At 52.5% G+C, this 7,090-nt stretch carries 9 protein-coding genes; 1 reads left to right on the top strand and 8 read right to left on the bottom strand.

Features of this window, described 5'->3' with window-relative positions; genetic code table 11:
- The 8 genes from C8D99_RS15810 to C8D99_RS14835 form a co-directional block, all read right to left on the bottom strand.
- Positions 1 to 158: PspA/IM30 family protein (locus tag C8D99_RS15810; protein WP_420808820.1), on the bottom strand; the 158-nt coding region annotated here is incomplete at its 3' end.
- Between the two features lie 288 nt (positions 159 to 446).
- Positions 447 to 1,133, bottom strand: coding sequence for a hypothetical protein (locus C8D99_RS14865; protein ID WP_133959290.1), 687 nt, complete (start codon positions 1,131 to 1,133; stop codon positions 447 to 449).
- 291 nt (positions 1,134 to 1,424) lie between these two features.
- Positions 1,425 to 2,642, bottom strand: coding sequence for a hypothetical protein (locus C8D99_RS14860; protein ID WP_133959289.1), 1,218 nt, complete (start codon positions 2,640 to 2,642; stop codon positions 1,425 to 1,427).
- A 97-nt stretch (positions 2,643 to 2,739) separates the two neighbouring features.
- Positions 2,740 to 2,949: a helix-turn-helix domain-containing protein gene (locus C8D99_RS15315; RefSeq protein ID WP_208321219.1), complete on the bottom strand. Its 210-nt coding sequence runs from the start codon at positions 2,947 to 2,949 to the stop codon at positions 2,740 to 2,742.
- A 113-nt stretch (positions 2,950 to 3,062) separates the two neighbouring features.
- Positions 3,063 to 4,232 carry a leucine-rich repeat domain-containing protein gene (locus C8D99_RS15310; RefSeq protein ID WP_208321218.1) on the bottom strand — a complete coding sequence of 390 codons (1,170 nt, stop codon included), beginning with the start codon at positions 4,230 to 4,232 and terminating at the stop codon, positions 3,063 to 3,065.
- Between the two features lie 57 nt (positions 4,233 to 4,289).
- Positions 4,290 to 5,078 carry an E3 ubiquitin ligase family protein gene (locus tag C8D99_RS14845; RefSeq protein ID WP_133959286.1) on the bottom strand — a complete coding sequence of 263 codons (789 nt, stop codon included), beginning with the start codon at positions 5,076 to 5,078 and terminating at the stop codon, positions 4,290 to 4,292.
- An 11-nt stretch (positions 5,079 to 5,089) separates the two neighbouring features.
- Positions 5,090 to 5,548, bottom strand: coding sequence for a YbjN domain-containing protein (locus C8D99_RS14840; protein ID WP_133959285.1), 459 nt, complete (start codon positions 5,546 to 5,548; stop codon positions 5,090 to 5,092).
- Positions 5,541 to 6,221, bottom strand: a complete 681-nt coding sequence (locus C8D99_RS14835) for a PspA/IM30 family protein (RefSeq protein WP_133959284.1) — start codon at positions 6,219 to 6,221, stop codon at positions 5,541 to 5,543. The genes C8D99_RS14840 and C8D99_RS14835 overlap by 8 nt, the downstream gene beginning before the upstream one ends.
- Before the next feature lie 619 nt (positions 6,222 to 6,840).
- Here C8D99_RS14835 and C8D99_RS15485 point away from each other — a divergent pair.
- The coding region (locus C8D99_RS15485) for a hypothetical protein (protein WP_208321217.1) at positions 6,841 to 7,090 on the top strand (250 nt) is incomplete at its 3' end.

Below are 7,090 nucleotides of genomic sequence, written 5' to 3'. Positions count from 1 at the left end.
TTGGCCATCGCCTTTGCCAGCCCGGAAGTGGCCTTGACGAGGGCCTCTTCCATTTCGATGATCATCTGCTTGACCATCTTTTCAGGATCTTCCATGCGATCAAGCATGTCGTTCACATTCGCCTTGAAGATATCCGTCACACGAAGAAAAACACTCATACTGTCCACTCCCTTTCGATCAGGTTGATTTTTACCGGCGGTTTCATCCCTGTTGCGGGGTTGCGATTCTCCTGTTAAAACTATGCCGGAATACAACTCCATCCAGCACAGTATAACCCCAATAGTCCAATACTTCAGGGTGTTCAGGGAGATGAAAAGGGACAGGTCTAAACACCGAAGCTCCCGCATCCGGCAAGGGCACGAGAGCTTCGAGATTTTTTCGGAACGGGCTATGCAAAAGCCCCCCGGTGTAGTGAGGGCCCGTGGAAAATACAGCCGGCCTGTTCTCTAGCCTGCCGCGCTCTCCGCTGCGTCGAGCCTTGCGTTCAGCCAGTCGAGGATCATCTTCACCGGCTCGAAGGAACCATCCTTATACCGTCTCAGCCAGAAGGAGTAGAGCCATCCCTCTAAGGAAGAATCAGCCTCTCCGAGGGAGAGCGAGTCATCCTTGAGCGACACGTCAATAGCCCCGACGTACTCTTTTTCCCCGTTGACCTTCGGGAAGCCCGCCAGATGAAAGGTTTTGCCCTTGTTGAGTGTCGGGCCCCAGTCATCTCCTGTCTCGAGGATAAGGTCAAACTTCTCCTGCCAGTCTTCTTTGGATTTCACAGCCTTGTAGTACGCGGGCAGCTCCCTGATAAGAGGTTCAAGTTCCAGAGGGAGAATTATCTCGAAGACGATAAAGTCACCGATGTTGAAGGGGGCACCGGCCGGCTTCAACGGACCGCTTGAGCCGGCGGACATCATCATCCAGACGAACTTTATCCCGTTGACGACTGACACCGGCTCATCCCGGGTCACGGCGCCATCCTCGAGCTTTCTGAAGATGCGGGCCAGGCGGAGCTTCGCCCGCAGCAGTCCCATGAACTTTGCGTCCTCTTTCGAGACAGGGTTTCCGGAGCTCACAATTTCCATGTTTTCATCGCTCAGGTCCAGATTCACAGAGCCTTGGATGGCCGAGAAAATCTGGTCCATGAAAGGATAGCTGTCGGCCGCCGCCGCGATCCCCCCTGTCAATGAAGCGAAACCGAAGAGTGCTGCAGCACACACGCAAAAAAGGAGTACTTTCCTTGTCATCGCCGAATCAACCTTTCCTTAAATAGTGATGAATTTGCTTTCGGAACTCCTGCGAGGATACTTTCCAAATCGGCTGGTTCAATTTCCAGCCGCTAATGGTAAAAATCGAAGATGCCCATGGAGTGTTCTGAACGGGTCTTTCCGCTTCTGCTTCCGAGGGCCGATATATACCAGAGTATTGCGGAACTTTTATCCCGCTGCCGGCATGGGAACCTTTATCTCCCGCTCCTTTATCTTTTCCTCCTCTCCCCAATCTTTGGAGGATTGGACAGATGTTTCGGTGAGAGCGATATGCTCCCCGTCCTCGGAGACTGAGTCGAAGGAGAAGTTTTTAGTGTCTGTGGATTCTTTCAGCGGTATCGTCTCTTCTATGGCTGAATCGTACAGCACGGCGGACAGCTTGAGACCATAGGGAAGATCGGAGGGGGGTACTCCCTCTCGGATGTCGTCGATCCGGGTGAAGACGAATCGCATGCCGTCCTCCAGCCACGCAAGACTCGCCCGAAGACCCCTGAACTCCGCCTTTTTTTCCATATATTCAGCGTACAGCTCGAAGACCAGATCTTGCTCCCCTTCGATCCCTCTGACGAGGACCAGACGATCACCCGCAGGGTTCCAGAGGAGATCCTGATATTCCTTCTCGTTCTTCAGAAAGATATTTGTTACGTATTCTCCGTGCTCTCCGAAAAACCAGACACCGGTCTCCTCCCCGGTCACGACGTCGGAAGTTCCTGTCCCGATCACGGTCCAGAACTTGATATCGTTGTCCAGCCCGGATGGAACTTCATACACTTCACAGTCGAGAAGGGTTTCATTTTTATATACCTGGCCGTTTTCCATAAAAAAAGGATCGTCCGGCACGAAGGCTTTGCTGTCGGTCCCTTCACTTTCGGTCCCTTCAGAAGAGGACAGCTGAAGGGTTTTCTCCATTTTTGCGGCTATGGCCGCGAAACGCTCCCGCTCCTCTGACGGGTAGAGAAGAATGAAGGTCGCCCAGTTTTCACTATCAATAATTCCATATTCGTAGAAAAAACTTTCTGTTCCGTCCACTCCGCTTTCGATGGTGTGTATCACTCTGTACCAGCCGGGACCGCTTTTCTCCGATCCGGGTACAATACTGGGGATTTCTTCAAGTCTGTTCCGCAGTTTGCTTTCGGCGTCCTCTTCCAGGACATTGTAACCTCCCGAGAGTGTCAGCGCGTATTTGTCGGTTTCAAAACTCAGCCACACGCCGTCGCCGTTGTCCGACTCCTGGATATCCGAGAAAATATCAGGGTATTCAATGGAGTAGCCGAAACGTTCATTGACGTAGGATATCCATTGTTCTTCTGCCGCGTCTGCCCCGGGAACAAGGATGCTGAACAAAGAGAGCACCGCGGCTGCGAAAAATAGAAGGGACTTTTTCAACAGGTATCGCTCCTTTCTGTTTTGCTGCCCCTTCGCAGGGAGTTCATCCGAATACGGGACGGGGTTGAACTCCCAGCGCAGGGGAAAAAACTGAAAACTAAAAATTCAGGAATTTCTCCGAGAGACCGGTTCGGTCCGCTACCCCCAACTTTTGATAAATCTGGCGGATATGGGACTTCAGGGTGTTGTTGCCGATGGAACATCTCGCGAGAATTTCATCCCGTTTCCACCCCTCAAGCAGCAAAAGGGTGACTTCGGTCTCCTTTTTCGTCAGGGAGTAAGGGTCAAGACGAAGCCGGATCTTCATCTCCGCCTTTGAAGGCCCTTTCCGTAGGATTTTACCCCCGGGAAGGATTTTTTCTCTTTCATCAAGTATTTTTTTTGACATATCTCCTTCACCCCTTCTGAGGAAAGGGCACTCTACTTCTCTACTTTTGCCTTCTCTCCATAGGGCTCGATCTGCTCCTTCGGATACTGGTCGCCCTTGACATAGATATACTTCAGTCTGGGCAGATCTTTGAATACGGAGAAATCGGCAATTCCCTCTGTCTTCTGAAGGTACAGCTTCTCGAGTCGCTCGAGGCCGAGAATCCCCTCGGGATTTTTTATCTTTGAACGCTGCAGATTCAGAGATTTCAGCTTCGCAAGACTGCTGAAGGATGTGAGGTCGATAACTCCTGTCACGTTTTCGAGGGAGATCTCCTCCAGGTCGGGGCATTTCGCCAGGGGCGCAAAGTGAATGATATCTTCGCTCATCATTCTCACAATCTTCAGCTTGGGCATGGATGCAACGTACTCCAGAGTGTCAAGCTTGGAAAGGCCCCCTCTCAGGCTTTCAAGATTGACGAGTTTCGCAAGGGGAGAATAGTCCTCGAATTTCGTGGCGTAAATCCAGATGTCCTGCAGTCCTGTGAGATTCCCCACAGGGGTCATATCCTTTGCGGGAATGGAGTACAGGCTCAGCTTCTTCAGATTCTTCAGTCCGGCAAGAGGAGAGAGATCTTCGACTTTCGTCATGTAAAGATCGAGTTCCTCAAGGGCTTCAAGGCCGGCAAGAGGGGATATGTCCGTAATTGGTGCGCCGTTGAAGATCAGTCTTTTCAGCTTCGTCTTTCCCTGAAGGGAGGTTATATCCTTGATAGTCTTCGGCTGCATGAAAAACTCGAGCTCCTCAAGGTCATTCATCCCCCTGAGGAAAGCGAGGTCGGAGTACTCACCCTGTTTGATGACAAGCTTTTTCATATTGACGAGGGCGCCAAGGGGCGCGAGGGTCTTCACTTCCTTGAGCCGATCCAGCTTGAGATATGTGAGGCCGGTAAGGGAGGAAATTGGAGAAAGATCCGTCAGATCGGTGGATTCGATCTCGAGCCCCGTGAGTACATCCGCCAGGGACGCAAGTTTCGCGAGGTCGCCGTCTTTTATGCCGCTGCCGAGGCGAAGGGGCTTCCCCTTCTGGATGGCCTCGTCTTCCCGTACCATGGCAACAAATTCTTCAGTTATGCCATTAGTGAGCTTGGGACCCATAGAGCTTTTCGAATATCCCGGATCAGCCGCCCAGACCGACCCCGCAAAGAGCAGAATACACGCCATTAAAGCAAAAATTATTCCGGATTTTTTTCTTACCATCATGATTATGCCCTCCCTTTCCTACATCCAGATTATCGCGATAGCAATTCCCGCCACCACGAGAGCGATGCCGCCGTAGAGGAACATCTTCGCCTTGTTCTCTTCCCCAACCGTCACTTCGTCCTTTGACTTCACAGAGATGATGAAAGGTTTTCCCTTCTCTGAGGGCTTACCGATGTGAAGTTCATCGGCGGAGGAACGAAGCTCTCCCACCACGTAGAGGGGATGATTAAGGGGGATGATCTGCTCTTTATACCGGAAGCCAATGGTCCGCGCTCCCGCATGGTTCGTAAAACGAAGACCGAAAAACTCGTAGGTATTGTCGTCTTTATAGGGTTCGAACCGGTCGATTCCATCCTTGAGCTGGAGATTCGCTCCGTCGAGGTCGAGGGCGACCTTGACGTCACCGTCCTTCAGATAGAGGGGGGCGTCACTCTTTTGGCTTCCGACTTCCTCGGAACGGCGGACGCGGCGCCTTTGGGTGTTTCCGTCCTTATCCTTGGTAACTTCTTCCTCTTCGTACTCCCGGGTCACCGTGGCCTCAAAATAAGCACAGACTTTGTTGCTGTAGGGGGCCGTCACCTCTTCTTCAGTGACGGCCTTTCCGTTTGTCTGAACCATATCCCGGTACCCCTCGGCCAGACCTTCCTTTTCCAGATTTTCCATATTCGCTACAATCTCCGGAAGGGAGACCGGCTTCATGAACTTGAGCTCTATCACAAGGCCTTCGGTCTTCTTTTTCTGCACCACGGCCAGGTAAACTCCCAGGACGGCGACAAGGGCTCCCACAACAATAGCTGTCATATTCATGATTATCTCTCCTACTGGATTTTGGCGCAGTGTTCGGAGCCGTACTGCTCCTTCAGGATGTCGTCATACTGGTCCGCGTAAACAGCCACCGTCTGGAGAGCCCCCACGAGTTCGTTCCTGTCGAGATTCGCCGCAGGCAGAGAACAGGAGAACATGACGGTATTATCAAAGATAAGGGAAAACCGCCCCAGGGGCAGGTCTGAATTCAGCCGAAGAAAATCTCCGGCAACCTTGCAGGGGTCCACGTTTTCAGCAAGGTAGGAAAAGACCTTCACGAGGACGTCCTCAGAATGCCACGGAACCACCATTACCTGGATAGTGGCGCTGCCGAAGGAGAAGGACGTGATGTTGTCCACCTTTGTCAGGTCCCCTTCATCGAAGAGTTCCTTCAGCCAGGCGTCCGTCTTCTGCTCCACGCTTTTCAGAAGCGCCTCATTGATTCCGTCCTTGAACAGAGGAAACTTATGCATTTGCCCCGCCTCCAAGGTTCATTTTCTCAAGAAGCTTCGCCATCTCGTCGTCAACCTGCATATCCTTTTCCATGGACTTGAAGGGGTCATCTGCGGGGCCCTCTCCGGAGAGTTCTGAGAAAGCCTCTGCTTCCGCTTCCATGCCTTCGATCTTCTTCTCCATCTTGTCGAACTTCGCGAAAGCCCCCTGCCCCACGTTGGTACCAAGGATGGTGGAAAATTCCTTCTGGGTTTTCGCCGTCTGGGATCTGGCGACGAGAGTCGACTGTTTCATTCTCGCTTCGTCCAGCTTCCCCTTGAGGGTATCAAGCTGCATCCGAAGCTGAGACGTGGTGTTGGATGCCTGGGTCACCATTGCCTGGTACTGCTGAACCTGGCCGTCGTAAACGACCTTTTTAGAGAGGGCCTGTTTCGCAAGGTCGGTATTCCCCCCCTTGAGGGCCATGGTTGCTTTTTCCTCCCACTGCCGCGCCTGGTTAGCCGCCACAGCCTGCTGCTTTTGGAGATTCTTTTCGTTGGCCATGGCCTTGGCCAGGCCGGAAGTGGCCTTGACGAGCCCTTCTTCCATCTCGATGATCATCTGTTTCACCATTTTTTCCGGATCCTCCATACGGTCGAGAGCCTCGTTCACGTTCGACTTGAAGATATCCGCCATTCGGTTAAAAATACTCATACATTCCCCACCCTTTCTGTAGTTGTCATTTTGTACATTCTCCCCATTCCGTGCAGGCCACAGGGGCCAGAGGTATCCGAAGTCAGCGCATCCCGCCTTCTCCTGAGGCGGAGGGAGCAGAAAAAATTATCGTACCACCTCCTCTTCCGGCTCTAAAATGGAGAGTGATGCCAAGCCGGCCTGTTGCTTTCATTAAACTCAGCGGTCAGGAACGGGGGTCAGGGAGACCCCGAAGAGGGGGGAACTGCCGGCAGTGGGGCTTTGGATTCCTCTTCACTGCCTCCCCGGGCGGTTCGTTTTGGCAGGTATTTGTTTTCTCAGGCAGACCTCGTTCAGTCTTCCCTGTTTATCTGCTTGATCATAGCAAAAACCTTTTTTTTTACAAGTTTTGTATTATTCAGCACAGGTTTTCTACAGAAATCTTTTTTCTCTCGGGAGAATCCTCAGGGATGAAGTCCCCCCTTTTTTCCTCCCCTGACTGTCTCCAGGTTTTCCATCTTTTCCTGCCCCGGAAATTCTCTCCCTGTCTCGTCCTCCCCTCGCCTGCAGCCAGAGTACCCCCTCCGGGTGCATTTGTCCTCACCCCCCGCAGGGGTGGGTTTTCCCACCCCTGCGGGGGGTGAGGTTCAGCACCCCTGGCCTGAAGTCTCTGATAGAGGGGGTTCAGGGCGAAAAGCTGCACAATCCCTTTTTCCCCCCTTGCGAAGACGAGAGGATATATTCTGTCGGCTCCGGAGTAAATCCCGGCCTAAACCGCCAGTCCTGCGATAATGGTGCAAAGAGCCGCAAAAAGTCTCATGAATCGTTCCTCCCTTCGCTGTTTCGTGCCTTTGTGATAAGGAAATACCCCGCCGCTCCAAGGAAAAGGG

The sequence above is a fragment of the Aminivibrio pyruvatiphilus genome (genome assembly GCF_004366815.1).
GTDB lineage: Bacteria > Synergistota > Synergistia > Synergistales > Aminobacteriaceae > Aminivibrio > Aminivibrio pyruvatiphilus.
The sequence above is the reverse complement of the archived record's forward strand: the minus strand, read 5'-3'. Positions and strand labels throughout refer to the sequence as shown.

What these genes read in the sequence shown, in the direction of transcription:
- C8D99_RS14865 (WP_133959290.1), bottom strand. Translation starts at nt 1,133, where the DNA reads ATGGACCAGATTTTCTCGGCCATCCAAGGCTCTGTGAATCTGGACCTG.
- C8D99_RS15315 (WP_208321219.1), bottom strand. Translation starts at nt 2,949, where the DNA reads ATGAAGATCCGGCTTCGTCTTGACCCTTACTCCCTGACGAAAAAGGAG.
- C8D99_RS15310 (WP_208321218.1), bottom strand. Translation starts at nt 4,232, where the DNA reads ATGGCGTGTATTCTGCTCTTTGCGGGGTCGGTCTGGGCGGCTGATCCG.
- C8D99_RS14845 (WP_133959286.1), bottom strand. Translation starts at nt 5,078, where the DNA reads ATGAATATGACAGCTATTGTTGTGGGAGCCCTTGTCGCCGTCCTGGGA.
- C8D99_RS14840 (WP_133959285.1), bottom strand. Translation starts at nt 5,548, where the DNA reads ATGCATAAGTTTCCTCTGTTCAAGGACGGAATCAATGAGGCGCTTCTG.
- C8D99_RS14835 (WP_133959284.1), bottom strand. Translation starts at nt 6,221, where the DNA reads ATGAGTATTTTTAACCGAATGGCGGATATCTTCAAGTCGAACGTGAAC.